General features: G+C 68.9%; 11 protein-coding genes. 2 read left to right on the top strand and 9 right to left on the bottom strand.

Annotated elements, in window-relative coordinates:
* Positions 1-422 precede the first annotated feature (422 nt).
* The 3 genes from ACFOSH_RS37905 to ACFOSH_RS37895 are packed head-to-tail and all read right to left on the bottom strand — an operon-like array spanning position 423 to position 2,360.
* On the bottom strand, positions 423-1,331 hold the full coding sequence (locus ACFOSH_RS37905; RefSeq protein ID WP_378245497.1) for an NAD-dependent epimerase/dehydratase family protein: 909 nt from the start codon (positions 1,329-1,331) through the stop codon (positions 423-425).
* Positions 1,328-1,948, bottom strand: a complete 621-nt coding sequence (locus tag ACFOSH_RS37900) for a dihydrofolate reductase family protein (RefSeq protein WP_378245495.1) — start codon at positions 1,946-1,948, stop codon at positions 1,328-1,330. The genes ACFOSH_RS37905 and ACFOSH_RS37900 overlap by 4 nt, the downstream gene beginning before the upstream one ends.
* Position 1,949: 1 nt before the next feature.
* The gene (locus ACFOSH_RS37895) at positions 1,950-2,360 is read right to left on the bottom strand and encodes an alpha/beta hydrolase fold domain-containing protein (RefSeq protein ID WP_378245493.1); all 411 of its coding nucleotides are present in this window, start codon (positions 2,358-2,360) and stop codon (positions 1,950-1,952) included.
* Between the two features lie 108 nt (positions 2,361-2,468).
* Here ACFOSH_RS37895 and ACFOSH_RS37890 point away from each other — a divergent pair, with 108 nt between their 5' ends.
* Positions 2,469-3,650 carry an alpha/beta hydrolase fold domain-containing protein gene (locus ACFOSH_RS37890; RefSeq protein ID WP_378245491.1) on the top strand — a complete coding sequence of 394 codons (1,182 nt, stop codon included), beginning with the start codon at positions 2,469-2,471 and terminating at the stop codon, positions 3,648-3,650.
* Positions 3,651-3,810: 160 nt separating this feature from the next.
* Here ACFOSH_RS37890 and ACFOSH_RS37885 read toward each other — a convergent pair whose 3' ends face one another.
* A complete protein-coding gene (locus ACFOSH_RS37885; protein WP_378245489.1) occupies positions 3,811-5,082 on the bottom strand; it encodes an aminotransferase family protein in 1,272 nt (423 codons plus the stop codon).
* Between the two features lie 216 nt (positions 5,083-5,298).
* On the opposite strand from ACFOSH_RS37885, the gene ACFOSH_RS37880 reads away from it, so the two are divergent.
* Positions 5,299-7,254, top strand: a complete 1,956-nt coding sequence (locus ACFOSH_RS37880) for an NPCBM/NEW2 domain-containing protein (RefSeq protein WP_378245487.1) — start codon at positions 5,299-5,301, stop codon at positions 7,252-7,254.
* 187 nt (positions 7,255-7,441) lie between these two features.
* Here ACFOSH_RS37880 and ACFOSH_RS37875 read toward each other — a convergent pair whose 3' ends face one another.
* Genes ACFOSH_RS37875 through ACFOSH_RS37855 form a run of 5 tightly spaced genes read right to left on the bottom strand, consistent with a single transcriptional unit; the run spans position 7,442 to position 14,327 of the window.
* A complete protein-coding gene (locus ACFOSH_RS37875; RefSeq protein ID WP_378245485.1) occupies positions 7,442-8,137 on the bottom strand; it encodes a GntR family transcriptional regulator in 696 nt (231 codons plus the stop codon).
* Positions 8,138-8,141: 4 nt separating this feature from the next.
* The gene (locus tag ACFOSH_RS37870) at positions 8,142-8,927 is read right to left on the bottom strand and encodes an SDR family NAD(P)-dependent oxidoreductase (RefSeq protein WP_378245483.1); all 786 of its coding nucleotides are present in this window, start codon (positions 8,925-8,927) and stop codon (positions 8,142-8,144) included.
* 2 nt (positions 8,928-8,929) lie between these two features.
* Positions 8,930-10,642 (bottom strand): hydantoinase B/oxoprolinase family protein, encoded by a 1,713-nt coding sequence (locus ACFOSH_RS37865; protein WP_378245481.1) that lies wholly within the window; start codon positions 10,640-10,642, stop codon positions 8,930-8,932.
* Complete coding sequence (locus tag ACFOSH_RS37860) at positions 10,639-12,699, bottom strand: hydantoinase/oxoprolinase family protein (RefSeq protein ID WP_378245479.1); 2,061 nt, start codon at positions 12,697-12,699, stop codon at positions 10,639-10,641. The genes ACFOSH_RS37865 and ACFOSH_RS37860 overlap by 4 nt, the downstream gene beginning before the upstream one ends.
* On the bottom strand, positions 12,696-14,327 hold the full coding sequence (locus tag ACFOSH_RS37855; protein ID WP_378245477.1) for a thiamine pyrophosphate-binding protein: 1,632 nt from the start codon (positions 14,325-14,327) through the stop codon (positions 12,696-12,698). Before ACFOSH_RS37855 ends, ACFOSH_RS37860 begins: the two co-directional genes overlap by 4 nt.
* Positions 14,328-14,592 lie beyond the last annotated feature (265 nt).

The raw sequence follows: 14,592 nt of genomic DNA, 5'->3' as shown, positions 1-14,592 counted from the left end.
GGTTACAAGACCCCACACGAGGTCCACGCCGAGTATCTGAACCGACAGCTCGCAGCGTAAAATTAGCAACTAAGCAGCTGTCCGGAAAACACTGGGCCCCCCAAACGACCCCTGAAATCCACCCCCTACCCTGACGGTAGTAGAGGAGGCCTTCACTACCTTCGCGATCGCCACGTTCACCCCAGACGCACCAGCAGTCACAGCAGATGCGCGTGAAGGCCCCCTTCCCTCGGCTCAGCCGAGGAAACTCGACCTTCACGTACTTCAGGCGAGGCAAGTATCGCGCTGCTGAAGGGGAAGGTTCCCTTCACCTCACCTCCCGCTGGGTCCCAGGTCTCGCTACACCACTGTCCCGAAGGCCCCTTCAGGACGTTGAACGTCTTCAAGGCGACCCACCGTCTGCATGTCGGTTTCCCGAACTGTCACCTGGGGTTGCTCCCCCGCCACGCGACATAGTCGGCGACGGCCGCCGCGACGTCGAAATCCGGTTCGAAGCCGGTGTCTTCGGCGAGCCGGGTGATGTCGAGGTGCGGTCCGGCCTGCCCTCCCGTCCGGAGGTCGAGCCGGAGTCCCGGAGTGATCGCCTCCAGCGCGCCCGCGAGTTCCCGGTTGAGCAGCGGCCGTCCGCGGGACACGTTGTAAGTGTTGTGCCGCAGGGTGTCCACGGTCGTGAGCAAGGCGATCGCGCGGCCCGCGTCAGGCGCGTAGCAGCTGTCACCACCGTCGTCGGCGAGCAGTGGCGACGGCCGCTCACCGCGAAGGACGGCGCTGATGTACGGCGGAATGGGATTGAACGGCGATTCCGGATCCATCAACGGCCCCCAGATGCTCCCGATCCGGAGCACGACCGGCTGGACCTCGCTGCCCGCGAGAGCGTGCGTGGTGACCGCCTCCACGACCTTCTTGAAAGCGATGATCGGATGCGGTAGTGCCACGGAGGGCAGGGCGAGTTCCTCGTGCCAGGGGGATACCGTCTGTCCTATGTAGACGCCGAGACTGCCGGCGACGGCGAATCTGCGGACGCCCCAGGTGCGCGCGGCGTCCAGCGCGTTGAGCAGGGCGGTGGTGTCCGCGCGGAAGAAGCCGACCGGGTCCTCGCCGGGGATCGTTCCGGCGAGGTGGACGATGTCGCCGATGTCGTGGCGATCGGCGAGCGCCAGGAAGGCCTCCCGATCGGTGACGTCGAGGGGTTCGACGGTCACCCGGCCTTCGAGGAACGACGGGACCTCGGTGCGGCGATGGGCCGTGACCACGACGTCGTGGCCGAGGTCGGTGAGCGCGCGGGCGGTGTGGGCGCCGATCATGCCCAGTCCGCCGGTGACGAGGATCATCGGCCGACGCCCCCTCGTTCAACCCCGTAGTGCAGGTGAGTCACGCCCGGAGCCGGGATCGCTTGCAGCAGACGGAGTTCCACGTGTTCCGGGAGTTCGTTGAAGAACCTCCTGCCCCGGCCGAGCAGGAGGGGCACCTGGTGGAGGATCACCTCGTCGACCAGCCCCGCGGCCAGCGCGGAGGTGACCAGCCCGCCGCCCATCAGGCCGATGTCCTTGTTCCCGGCGATCTCGCGTGCCGCGGTGATGGCGTCCTCGACGCCGGTGGTGATCACGGTCTGTTCGGCACCGGCTTCGGGCACCTGACAGTGGCTGACGAGGACCATCGGCGCCGTCGGGTGCGGACTCCCGCCGCCGAACCGGCCGGAATGCTCGTAGGTGGTGCGCCCGACGACGATCGCGCCGATCCGGCTCGCGATGGTGTCGAAGAACCGCGCGCTCGGTTCGCTCAGCTTGAATCCGTCGAACACCTCGCTCGGGGTGTCGCCGTCGAAGTACCAATCGAACAGCGTCGGCGCGTCGCCGAGCCCGCTTCCGAACTCTTCGGCACCCTCGGGCAGCTTTCCGCTGATGAAGCCGTCCACCGAGACGGCGAGGCCGGTGAAGACCTTGCTCATGTCATTCCTCCACGATTCGTTTCGATTTCCCGAGGTGGGCGGCGATACCCCCAGGACCGCCGTCCACCTCGCGGACCGGCGGCCAGCCCTGTTCCCTCGCGTACTTCGCGACGCGCGCGGCCAGTTCGGCCCCCGCTCCTTCCCCCGCGATCAGCACCGGCCCCGGATCGGCCCCCAGGCTCCGGGGGTGTGCCGCCGCCCACTCCAGTACCGCCCGCGCCGCCGGGAACGCGGGCAGTCCGGCGGCGATCACCACCGCCCCGCAGCCCGCGACCCGTTCGGCGCCTGCCCCGTCCGGGGCGAACCAGAGCACCAACGGTGCCGCGGCACGCGGCCCGGCAGGCCAGTGCACCTGCGCGACGCCGCCCCGCATCCGCAGCTCGGCAACGCGCTGACCTGCTGTTTCGGCCATGACCAACCCTGTCACGTGCGGGGCGGGGAAGGGAAAGACCGATCCCGCATCACCTTCTTTCGCGGAACGCATCACCACGGCCGGGTTCGGGCGGGGATACTCGACGCCATGTCCGAACGTCCCGCCGGGCCGCGGCTGCTGGGCACGCCTTCGGCCGCCGACGCGATCGAGTTCAAACATCTGCGGGCGTTCGTCGCGGTCGCCGGCGAACTCAACTTCAGCCGGGCCGCGAACCGGCTGTTCGTCTCCCAGCCCGCCCTCAGCCGCCAGATAAAGGCGTTGGAGCAGCTGATCGGCTGTCAGCTGCTGCGTCGCTCGACCCACCGCGTCGAACTGACCCTCGCCGGCGAGGCGCTGCTCGGTGCCACACTCCCGCTGCTGTCCGATATGGACGACGCGATCGCCCTCACCCGGTCGGTCGGCGGCGAGGTGAACGCCCGGGTCACGCAGCTGTGGAATTCGGTCGTCGAGGACGGCGGAAGCGGTCTCGCGGAGATGCGCGAAGCCTTCGAAGCGCTCAACGCGCATATGCCCGTCCCGGAAGGCACCGTGGTGAGGCCGGTCCAAGCGGACGGCGTGTCCTCACTCGTGGTCGCCCCCGGGCCGGAGCACCGGCCGGGCGTGCTGCATCTGCACGGCGGCGGGTACATCGCGGGCTCGGCCTTCGGTTACCGCCCGCTGGCCGGTGCGCTGGCGGCGGCGACCGGTGCCGCCATCCTGCTGCCGGACTACCGGCTCGCGCCGGAGCACCCCTTCCCCGCCGCGCTCGACGACGCGCTCCGGGCGTACCGGTGGCTGCTCGCCCAGGGCACCGATCCGTCGCGGCTCACCATCAGTGGCGACTCGGCGGGCGGTGGGCTGGCCGTCTCCCTGCTGCTCAAACTGAAACAGCAGGGTCTACCCCAGCCTGGGAAAGCGGTGCTGCTGTGTCCGGTGGTGGACGTGGTGGACCCGCCGGACGGCGGCAGCCCGGTCACGCGATGGTTCTCGCACTACGTCCGCGAGCACCCGCCGTCGGATCCCCTGCTGAACATCTTCGAGGCCGATCTGTCCGGGTTGCCGCCGCTGCTCGTCCAGTCCGGTACCGGGGACGTGACGCTGCCCGAGACACGCCGCTTCGTCGACCAGGCCCGAGAGCAAGGGCTCGACGTGCGCTTCGACCTGTACCCGGTCGGCACGCACGTGTTCCACCTGTTCTGGTCGTTCCTGCCCGAAGCCGCGGACGCCCTCGAACAGGTCGCCGGTTTCCTCGGCACGGGTGAAAGCGGAGCCTCGGCCGAAGCCGGCTAGGGCGCGTTTCACAAGTCTGTTCGATGGTCTTCGTGATCCAGGTGGTTCCTGGCGGTGCGGGCGGATCGCCCTCGTACCGGGTCGTACTCGGGCGCATCCGCCCGTGCCGTCAGGGACCACCTGGGCGCGAAGACCGCGAACATGACTTGTGAAACACGCCCTAAACCAGCCTCTCCAGGGCGCGTGGCAGGGCCGAAGCGAGCAGGTCCAGTTCGGCTTCCCCGGCGATCAACGGCGGCGAGACCGCGATCCCCTTGGCCAGGTTCCGCACGAGGATGCCTTCCTCCCGTGCCATCCGCTGCAGCCGGTTCGGCGCGCCGGCGTCGGACGCGAGGAACTCGGCCTTCAGTTCCACCGCGGCGAGGAAGCCCAGCCCTGCCCGGACCTCCGCGACCAGCGGATGCGAAACCAGTCCGGAAAGCGCGTCCGCCAGCGGCTTCTCCAGCTCCCGCCCGCGCGGGATGAGCCCGTCGCGCTCGTAGATGTCCAGCGTCGCGTTGCCCGCCGCGCAGGCGACCGGATGCCCCGCGTAGGTCGCGCCGTGCCGCAGCACCGGCGCGCCCGGCTCGCCGGTGAAGAACGGCTCGGCCACCTTCGGCGCGACGATCAGCGCGCCCAGCGGGATTGTCCCACCGGTGATGCCCTTCGCGGTCGTGATCATGTCCGGTTTCACCGCCCACCGGTCGATCCCGAACCAGGTGCCCAGCCGCCCGAACGCGGCGATCACGCAGTCCGCGACGAACAGCACGTCGTGCTTGCGGCAGATGTCGGCGACCGTCTCGATGTACCCGTCCGGCGGCGGCAGGACCCCGCCCGCGCCGATCACCGGTTCGCAGAAGAACGCCGCGACCCGCTCCGGCCCGACCCGCAGGATCTCCGCTTCGAGCGCTTCGGCGCTGTCGTACGGCACGTGCGAGATGTCGCCCGGCAGCGGCCCGAAGCCCGCGGTGTTGGCCGCGATGCCGCCGACGGCCGTGCCGAACCCGTGCGTGCCGTGATAGCCCTGCACCCGCCCGATGACGTGCACCTTCTCCGGGCGCCCGGTGTGCGCGAAGTACGAGCGGGCGATCTTGACCGCGGTGTCGACGACGTCACCGCCGCCCGAACCGAAGAACACCTTCGAACCCGGCTCCGGTGCCAGCGCGGAGACCCGTTCCGCGAGTTTCAGCGCGGGCTCGTTGGCGTTGTAGCCGAACAGGTTGTACGAATCGAGCGTCCGCAGCTGGTCCGCGACGGCCTGCGCGATCTCCTCGCGCCCGTGCCCGAAGTTCGCGTACCAGAGCGACGCGGTCGCGTCGAAATACCGCTTCCCCTCGTCGTCCCAGACGTAGGAACCCTCACCGCGGGCGATGACGAGCCGGTCGCCGTCGACCGCTCCCATGTCCGCGAAGGGGTGCCACAGCGGATTGCGCGCGGACGCCGACGAAACCATGATCTTCCTCCTCGTGCTCGTGTCCCCATCCTCACCCGGATCCGGCCGCGACGCGAACACTCCATCGTGCACAGTTCGCCCGGCGGACCTCGCCGGTCTGGCGGCGCGACCGACGGTGAATTTCCGACACCATCCCAACGGCCCTTGACCAGCCTCGGTCGGTCCTGTTGTTTGATGAGTGAGTTTGTTCAGAGTTGAGCATTCTGGGAGGAACTTATGCGTCGTCTCGCTGGCGCGCTCGTCGCTGCCTGCACGCTCACCGCCCTCTGCGCCGTTCCGGCCGCAGCCGCCGAGAGTCCGCAACCACCACCTGTCTCGACCCCGCCGATGGGCTGGAACAGCTGGAACAAGTTCGGCTGCGACATCACCGAACAGCTGATCCGGGAAACCGCCGACGCCATGGTGTCGTCCGGGATGAAGGCCGCGGGCTACCAGTACGTCAACGTCGACGACTGCTGGGCCGAAAAGAACCGCACCCCCGACGGGAAGTACGAGCCGAACCGGACCCGCTTCCCCAGCGGTATCAAGGCACTGGCCGACTACGTGCACGGCAAGGGCCTGAAGCTCGGCATCTACACCAGCGCCGGCACGGAAACCTGCGCGCGGACCATGCCCGGTTCGCTCGACCACGAAGAGGTCGACGCGCAGACGTTCGCGGACTGGGGGGTCGACTACCTCAAATACGACAACTGCCACAACCAGGGCCGCCCCGCGCTGGAGCGATACACGAAAATGGGTGAGGCGCTGAAGAAGACCGGCCGCCCGATCGTCTACGCCCTCTGCGAATGGGGCGAGAACAAGCCCTGGGAATGGGGCAAGGGCGCGGGCGCGCAGCTGTGGCGCACCACCGGCGACATCAGCGACAGCTGGGGAAGCATGACGAAACTGCTCGACCAGCAGGTCGGCTTGGAGGGCTACGCCGGGCCGGGCGGCTGGAACGACCCGGACATGCTCGAGGTCGGCAACGGCGGCATGACCGACACGGAATACCGGTCTCACTTCGCGCTCTGGTCACTGCTCAACGCCCCGATGCTGGCGGGCAACGATCTGCGCTCGATGTCCGACGCGACCAAGAAGATCCTGCTGAACAAGGATCTTCTCGCGGTCAACCAGGATTGGGGCGGCAAGCAGGGCCACCAGGTCCGCGACGACGGCGACACCGAGGTCTGGGCCAAGCCGATGTCCGACGGTTCGGACGTCGTCGTGCTGTTCAATCGCGGTGGCGCCCCGGCGACAGTGTCCGCCACCGCCGCCGAGATCGGCGCCCCGGCCTCCTCCGGCTACCGGGTCCGGGACCTGTGGACCGGCGCCGAGACCGAGTCCGCCGGAACCCTGCGGGCCGGGCTGCCGAGCCACGGGTCGGCGACGTTCCGCGTGTGGCCGTCCACTCAGCCACAGGCCGCGCCGCATACCACACTTTCCTTGCGGTCGCCCGAATACGCCGCCGCCGACAAGCCGTTCACCACGACGCTCAAGGTGTTCAACGACGGCCGGACGCCGGTACGGTCGGGCACGGTGAAACTGACGGTCGGTGCGGGCTGGAAGCCGGACGGCCGGACCGAAGTGCGGATTCCCGCCGTCGCGCCGGGGAAGTCGTGGGAGCAGAGCTGGACGGTGCGCCCGTCGTCCCCTGGCGGCGATCGCGTCGAAGTCTCCGGGTGGATCGACTACCGGACGTCCTGGGGTACGCGATCGTTGACCGCGAACGGAAGCGCTCCGCTCGTGAAAGCACCGGCCACCGGGACGAGCGCGCTGTCGAAGGCGGCGTTCATGACGGTGGAAAACGGCTACGGACCGGTGGAACGCGGGACGAGCAACGGTGAATCGGGGGCCGGTGACGGCCACAAGATGAGCATCGGCGGGGTGACCTACGAAGACGGGCTGGGCGTCCACGCGCCGTCGAAGGTCCGGCTGTATCTCGGCGGCGGATGCGCGTCGTTCACTTCGTCCGTCGGGGTCGACGACGAGAAGGCCGGGGGCAGCGTGGCCTTCGAGGTCGTCGGTGACGGCAAGCGGCTGGCGAACACCGGCGTGCTCAAGCGCGGACAGGCCGCCCAGAAGCTTTCCGTGCCGCTGAGCGGGGTTCAGGTGCTCGACCTGGTCGTCACGGACGGCGGTGACGGGGTCGACTCCGACCACGCGGACTGGGCAGGCGCGACTTTCACCTGCTGACACCCTCCGCGCGCGCTATGAAAGGTCCTTTCCTTGCAAATTTTGCAAGGAAAGGACCTTTCATAGCGTTCCAGGTGGTGACGTTCTCGGGCGGGATGGGATCTCGCGTGTTCAGACACCGCACATCCGAGATCGCCGGTCAATCACGCGTGCCACGCTTTCGTCCCCGAAGCGGCCCGGCGCCCACTCACGTACCCCGGCGCTCGTAAGCGGCCAGAAGCTGCTTCTCCGCCTGCCTCAGGTACTTCTCCAGCGCCGTCTCCGCGGGCCCGAATCGTCCTCGCTCCAGATCCCGCAGGATCCGCTCGTGCCGCTCCAGGAACGGCTCGAAGAACGCGCGCGTGTTCTCCGCCAGCACGAAGAACAGTCGCGTCTCCGCCAGCACCTGGCGCATCGTCGTGCTGACCCGCTCGCTGTCCGCCAGGTCACCCACCGCTTGATGGAAAGCGATACTGGCGGTCCCGACGGCCTGCCAGTCACCTTCGTCGGCCGCGGCGCGGCCCGCCCGCACAGCGGCTTCGAGGGTCGAAAGATCTACAGTGGACAGTTCGGACGCGCGGCGCAGCGCACCGCATTCGGTGACCCGCCGCATGACGTAGAGATCCGAGATGTCCTGCACGGTCAGCTCCCGCACGAAAACGCCACGGTTGAGTTCGTGCACCGCCAGCCGTTCGTGCGCCAGCAGCTGAAAGGACTCGCGCAACGTGTTGCGCGAAACACCCAGTGCGGCGCTGATCGACGGCTCGGAAAGCCTCGACCCCGGCGGGAAAACGCCTTCCGTGATGCGCTGTCGCAGGATCTCCGCGACCCGTTCCGCGGTCCCGCTCCGTTCGAGCAAAGGTCTGTCGCGGGCCAGTGTCTCCTCGGCGGCAGGAGTGGACATGGCGTTACCTGACACCGAGTTCGAAGTCGAGACTGTACCGGTTGCCCGGCATGGCACCGGCGGCCTTGGCGCCGTCGATCGGGAGCGCTACCCCGCTGATGAACCGGGATTCGTCGCTCGCCAGGAAGACGACGGCCTTCGCGACCTCCCAAGCCTCGCCGACCCGGCCGGCGGGCGTGCTCGCGGTCAGCTGGTGTTGCCTGGCCTCGAAGTCCTCCGGCGACGCGAGTGTGCCGCGCAGCATGTCGGTGTCGATGGCGCCCGGGTTGACCGTGTTCGCGCGGATCCCCTGGTGCGCGTGCGCGACGGCGATCGACTTCGTCAGGCCGACCAGCGCGTGCTTGGTGGCGTTGTACACCGGGTCGGCGGGGCGGCCCATCACACCACCGTTGGACGACGTCGTGATGATGCTGCCCGCCTTGTTCGCGATCATGTGCGGCAGCACCGCGCGCGTGCCGAGGAAGGCGGCCCGCACGTTCAGCGCGAAGATGTTGTCGAATTCCACCAATGTCGTGTCGGCCAGCGGTTTCCCGAGGTGGACGCCGACGTTGTTGAACAGCACGTCGATCCGGCCGGTCTCGGCGAGCACCCCGCGCACGAACTCGTCGACCTGACCCTCGTCGGTGGCGTCCACAAGGGAGTGCGCGACTCCTTCGACGGGTTCCGCGGGTTCGCGGATGTCGCTGGAGAACACGGTCGCGCCTTCGGCGGCGAACTCCCTCACGGTGGCGAGGCCGATACCCCTCGCACCGCCGAAGACCACCGCGACCTTGTCAGCCAGCCGACCCATGCTCATCTCTTCCCTCTCGACGAAATCGCTGTGTAGTCCTCCGGAAGACGCACCAGCGCCCCGGGTTCTCCGTGATAGGCGACCTCGACGCCGTACAGTTCGCGCGCCGCTTCCACCGAGACGTAGCCGTCGACGACGTCGGCGAGCACGGCTTCCGGCTCCCGTTCGCACGGGTCGCCGTATCCGCCACCGCCGGGCAGGACCACGTCCACCACGTCGTCCGGCCGCAGGGTCACCCGGCTCTTCGACGGCAGGTCCGCGCCATCGGAGAGCCCGAACCGGCCGACCGCGCCATCATGCCCAGAGTCCACACCGGACGCAGGACGAAGTACTCGATCGACGTTCCCGTTGACACTCCAGGAAATCTCGCCGCGCGCCGAAATCGACGTACGCTGGCCGAGGCCGCCCCGCCGCCGCCCGGCACCGCCAGAGTCGGTGCGCAGCACGCGTTCGCGCTGGAGCAGCGGCGCCATCGTCTCGATGACCTCGGTCGGCGTGGACCGCAGTCCGCTCGGGAATCCGGTGGTACTGAGACCGTCCTTTATGGACCTCGCACCGATCCCGCCGGTCTGGAAGACGTTGAGCATGAACTCGCCGCCCCCGGCGTCGGTCCCGCGCCAGATCGTCATCCACAACGCGTCCGCGCTGTGCGCCAACGCGTTGCCGGGCAGCGCTTCGCGCAAGGCGGTGATCAGCAGCGAGGGCAGGAAGTGCCCGATCAGGTGGCGGGACGCGACCGGCGCGGGCGGCGTGCAGTTGAGCACCGATCCCTCCGGCGCGGTGACGTGCACCGGCCGGAACGAACCCGCGTTGTGCGGCACTTCCGGGGAAATGGCCGCCTTGACCGCGAACGAGGCATATGCCCTGGTGTAGTTCAGGACGACGTTGATCCCGCGGCGGCTCTGCGGCGACGACCCGGCGAAGTCGAGGTGGATCTCCTCGCCGTCGACGGTCACGGTGACCTTGAGGACGACTTCCTCGTCGTCGAACCCGTCGGTCACCAGTTCGCTGGTATAAGTACCGTCCGGCAGTTTCGCCAGCGCGTCCCGCAGCGCGCGTTCGGACCGGTTCATGATCTCCGCGGCGACGTCGTCCAGCGACTCGAGAGCGAATTCCTCCAGCAGCCGCACCAGGCTGGCGGCACCGACCTCGTTCCCGGTGACCTGGGCGTACAGATCGCCGATGGTCTCCTCCGGGGTGCGGACGTTCGCGCGGATCAGCAGTTCGAGATCCGCGTTGACCTCGCCCGCGCGGAGGAACTTCATGATCGGCAGGCGCAGGCCCTCTTCGAAGACCTCGGCGGCCTCGGCCGAGACCAGCCGGCCGCCGATGTCCGGGGCGTGGCAACAGGAAGCGAACCACGCGACCAGCTGTCCCCGCAGGAACACCGGCGTGGCAACGGTGATGTCGTTGATCTGCCCGGCCGTCTGCCAAGGGTCGTTGGTGAGCAGGACGTCGCCGGGTTCCAGGGTCTCCGGCGGGTAAGCCGCGACGAAGTGGTGCATGCCGGTCGCCATCGCGTTGATGTGGCCGGGGGTCCCGCCGACGGACTGGCCGATCATCTCGCCGCGCGAATCGAACACCGCGCAGGCGAGGTCGAGCGATTCCCGCACCACGGAAGAGAAAGCCGTGTTGACGAGCGCGTTCTGCTGCTCGGCCAGGATCGAGTGAAGCCGGTTTCCCAGCACGCCGACCAGGATCGGGTCCACGCTCACACCGTCACCACCAGACTGGCGTCCTCGCCGACCACACACTGAGCTCCCGGCGGAATGACCACAGTGGACTCTCGTTCCTCGACGATGGCCGGGCCCTCGACGCGATCACCGGGCTTGAGCCGGTACCGATCGAACACCGCCGTGTCCACAAAACCACCCGCGGCGGGAAAGTACGCCGGACGACTCCCTTTGCGCGCGTCACCTTCGGCCTCGGTGGCCGCGAGTTTCAGCGTGACTTCGGGTACCGGGCCGCTGGAGACGACCCGCCAGTTGAGCACCTCGACCCCGACGTCCGGCCCGGTCCGCCGGTACAGCGTCCGATAGGTCTCGGTGAACGCGTCGATCAGCGACTCCGGCCACTTCCCCCGCTCGACCGGTACGCGGATCTCGTAGCCCTGCCCCGAATACCGCATCTCGGCGATCCGGCGGTGCGTCACCTTCGCACCGTCCACACCGGACTTCTCCAGCAGTTCCCCGCCCTCGGCCTCCATCTCGGCGAACAGCGCGTCGACCTGGTCTCCCGAGAGATCGTGGACCGCCGAACGGGCCGAACGCACGAAGTCGAAGGCCAGCGGCGCGGTGAGGAAACCCGCCGCGCTCAGCACTCCCGCCGCCGGCGGGGCGACCACCTCGGGGGCGCCGAGTGCCCGCGCCACGCCGACGCCGTGCACCGGCCCCGCGCCGCCGAAAGTGAACATCGGCAGCTTCGCCGGATCCTTGCCCCGCTCGACGGCGTGGACACGCGCGGCGTTGGCCATGTCCTCGTTGACACTCGTGTGGATACCCCAGGCCGCCTCTTCGACGCTGACGCCGAGCGGCCCGGCGATCTTCGAGCGGATCGCCTCGCGCGCGCCCTCGGCGTCCAAAGCCATTCCGCCGCCGAGGAAGTACCCGGGATCCAGATAGCCGAGCACGAGGTCGGCGTCGGTCACGGTGGGCTCGGTGCCGCCGCGGCCGTAGCAGACCGGACCGGGCTCGGACCCCGCCGAATCCGGGCCGACGGTGAGCAGGCCGAGCGCGTCGATGCGGGCGATCGAGCCGCCACCGACACCGATCTCGATCATGTCGGTGACCGGGACCTTGACCGGCAGCCCGGATCCCGGCAGCAGCCGGTACTTCCGGTCCACCTCGAACTCGTGCGTCACCAGCGGCGTGCCACCGGAGATCATGCACAGTTTCGCCGTCGTGCCGCCCATGTCGAAGGCCAGCAGGTCCTTGACACCGGCCGCGGCTCCGATCGCGGACGCGGCCAGCGCCCCGCCGGCCGGACCGGATTCGAGGATGCGGATCGGGTACCGCGCGGCCGTGTCGACGGTCGCGATCCCGCCGTTGGACAGCATGATGTGCGGCGACGGCCGCACCCCGGCCTCGTGCAGGCGCCGTTCCAGATCACGCAGATAGCGTTCGGTGAGGTCCTGGACGTAGACGTTCGCGACCGTCGTCGACGCGCGTTCGAATTCGCGGATCTCGGGGACGACCTCGCTGGACAACGCGATCCTCAGCCGTGGCGCGACCTCTCGGAGTACTTCAGCGGCCCGCCGTTCGTGCGCGGGATTCGTGAAGGCGTGCAGGAAACAGATCGCCACCGCGTCGATCCCGCGGGCGTCGAGCTCGCGGCCGAGGCGCGCGACGTACTCCTCGTCCAGTCCTGTGTGGACTGTGCCGTCCGCGAGGATCCGCTCGGGGACGTCGAATCGCAGATGGCGCGGGACCAGCGGTTCAGGGAGTTCGATGAGCAGGTCGTACAGTTCGTACCGGTGTTCGCGCCGCATCTCCAGCACGTCACGGAAACCGGCGGTCGCCAGCAGCGCGGTGCGCGACCCCTTGCGTTCGATCAGCGCGTTCGTGACCAGCGTGGTGCCGTGCACGAGCTGCTCGACGTCGGCCGCGTCCAGCCCGGCGTCGGCGAGTGTCCTCTTGAGACCTTCCTCGACGGCGCGAGCGGGTTCGTCGTGCGTCGTCAGCACCTTGCCGACGGCGACGACACCCGTCTCGCCGAGCACGCAGAGATCGGTGAAGGTCCCGCCGATGTCCACGCCGACACGGAGGCCGGTCACGAAGAACCCTTGCGGTACCAACGCGGCGAAGTGTTGAGCGGCGGCGCCATCTTCGCGCGGACGACCAGCACGTTCGGCTCGTCGGATTCGACGAACTCGCCGAGCAACCGGCGGAAGGCGCGCCCGAATCCGGAGACGCGGTCCGCGTGCACCCCGAAGGACCTCGCCAGGCCGACGAAATCGGGGCTGTCCCAGTCGACGCCCCGGCGCGGCAGTCCGGCGCGATCCTGGTCGTAGCGGAGCATCCCGTATCCGCCGTCGTCGACGATGATCACCGTGACCGGCAACTGTTCCTGCGCCAGTGTGGCGAGATCACCGCAGCCGAACAGGAAACCGCCGTCGCCGCTGACGCAGATCGCGCGGCCGGTCCCCGCGGCACCGGCGCCGAGCGCGGCGGGGAAACCGTAGCCGAGCGTGCCCCAGCCCATCGGGTAAGCGAGTTTGCGCGGGGCGCGGACGCGATGGAACCCGCCGATCCAGTACCCGGCCACGCACATGTCCGCGACCACGACGGCGTCGGCGGGCAGCACCTCGTCCAAAGTGGACAGCAGATCCGCGGCCTGCGGCTCCTCTTCCTTGATCCGCTGCCGGACCCGGGCGGAGACCTTGGCGAGCCTGCCGACGAGCGCCGCGATCCCGGACCGTTCCTCGACTTTCAATGCCTCGGTGAGCACGCGGGCGTCGCCGACCAGCGTGATGTCCGGCTGATAGTTCTTCGCCGCGTCGTCCGGGTCGACGTTGATCGCGATGAGTTTCTTCGGCTGCGGCATCAGCCAGTTCTGCGTCATCAGCCCGTCGAAATCGGTGCCGATGGCGAGGACGACGTCGGCCTCGTCCCACAGCGCGCCGACTTCGGGCGCGTGCACCGGGTTCGGGGCGAGACAGGGATGGTCGACAGACAGGAGCCCGCGGGCGCCGAACGTGGTGAGCACGGGAGCGGCCAGCCGTTCGGCGAGTTTCCCGATCGCCTCGCCCGCCTCGGCCCGCAACGCGCCGCCGCCCGCCCAGATCAGCGGCCTGTCGGCGTTCGCCAGCAACGCCTCGGCCTCGGTGAGATCCGGGATCTCGGACGGCCGGGCGTGCGACCTCGGCGGACGGCGGGCGGGCGTCCGCTCCGAGAGGAAGTCGGTGGGGATGCCGAGGTAGACGGGCCCACTCTGCGGCTGGAGCGCGAGCCGGGCCGCACGATGGAGGGTGGCGGCGACCTGGTCGGCGCTCGGGACGGTGAATCCGGCCTTGGTGACCGGCGCGAACATCGCCTGCTGATCCGACGTCTCGTGCAGCACACCGCGGACCACGCCGGGCCGCCGCAGCGTCGACGGGATGTCGGTCGCGATGATCAGCACGGGCGCGGCCGAGGCCATGGCCTCACCGACGGCGGCGAGGGTGTTCGCGGCACCTGGACCCGTGGTCACGAGCGCGACGCCGAGCTTTCCCGTCGCGCGGGCGTACCCGTCGGCCGCGTACCCGGCCGTCTGCTCGTGCCGGACCCCGACGAGCCGGATTTCCGTATCGGCCAGCGCCTCCCATAGCGGCAGGTTGTGCACCCCAGGGAGACCGAAGACCACCTCGGTCCCCAGAGCGGTCAGCGCGTCGGCGAGATGCTGGGCTCCGGTGGGTGCAGGCACCCCGCCGATAGTGCCAGATCGTTCAACGATCCAGCAACCATCCGGCCCAGTGCCTCGTGAGTGGTAAGGACGGTTAGGGCGGACCGGTATTTGCCTACCTACCGCCGACCTGCGCGAAGGTGGGGATTCAAGAGAGTTCCGGGCCGACGGTGGAGGAATCAGGACGTTCAGCTTGGATCCACCGGTGTTGATGTGGTGTTTGGGGTGTGTCTGGGTACGCAAATGCCCTCTGGCTTGGGATGATTGTTCTTGCGACGGAACAAAA

The organism is Amycolatopsis speibonae (assembly GCF_042647925.1).
GTDB lineage: Bacteria > Actinomycetota > Actinomycetes > Mycobacteriales > Pseudonocardiaceae > Amycolatopsis > Amycolatopsis speibonae.
Note: the sequence above shows the minus strand (reverse complement) of the source record. Positions and strands in the feature narration are given on the sequence as shown.

What these genes read in the sequence shown, in the direction of transcription:
- ACFOSH_RS37905 (WP_378245497.1), bottom strand. Translation starts at nt 1,331, where the DNA reads ATGATCCTCGTCACCGGCGGACTGGGCATGATCGGCGCCCACACCGCC.
- ACFOSH_RS37900 (WP_378245495.1), bottom strand. Translation starts at nt 1,948, where the DNA reads ATGAGCAAGGTCTTCACCGGCCTCGCCGTCTCGGTGGACGGCTTCATC.
- ACFOSH_RS37895 (WP_378245493.1), bottom strand. Translation starts at nt 2,360, where the DNA reads ATGGCCGAAACAGCAGGTCAGCGCGTTGCCGAGCTGCGGATGCGGGGC.
- ACFOSH_RS37890 (WP_378245491.1), top strand. Translation starts at nt 2,469, where the DNA reads ATGTCCGAACGTCCCGCCGGGCCGCGGCTGCTGGGCACGCCTTCGGCC.
- ACFOSH_RS37885 (WP_378245489.1), bottom strand. Translation starts at nt 5,082, where the DNA reads ATGGTTTCGTCGGCGTCCGCGCGCAATCCGCTGTGGCACCCCTTCGCG.
- ACFOSH_RS37880 (WP_378245487.1), top strand. Translation starts at nt 5,299, where the DNA reads ATGCGTCGTCTCGCTGGCGCGCTCGTCGCTGCCTGCACGCTCACCGCC.
- ACFOSH_RS37875 (WP_378245485.1), bottom strand. Translation starts at nt 8,137, where the DNA reads ATGTCCACTCCTGCCGCCGAGGAGACACTGGCCCGCGACAGACCTTTG.
- ACFOSH_RS37870 (WP_378245483.1), bottom strand. Translation starts at nt 8,927, where the DNA reads ATGGGTCGGCTGGCTGACAAGGTCGCGGTGGTCTTCGGCGGTGCGAGG.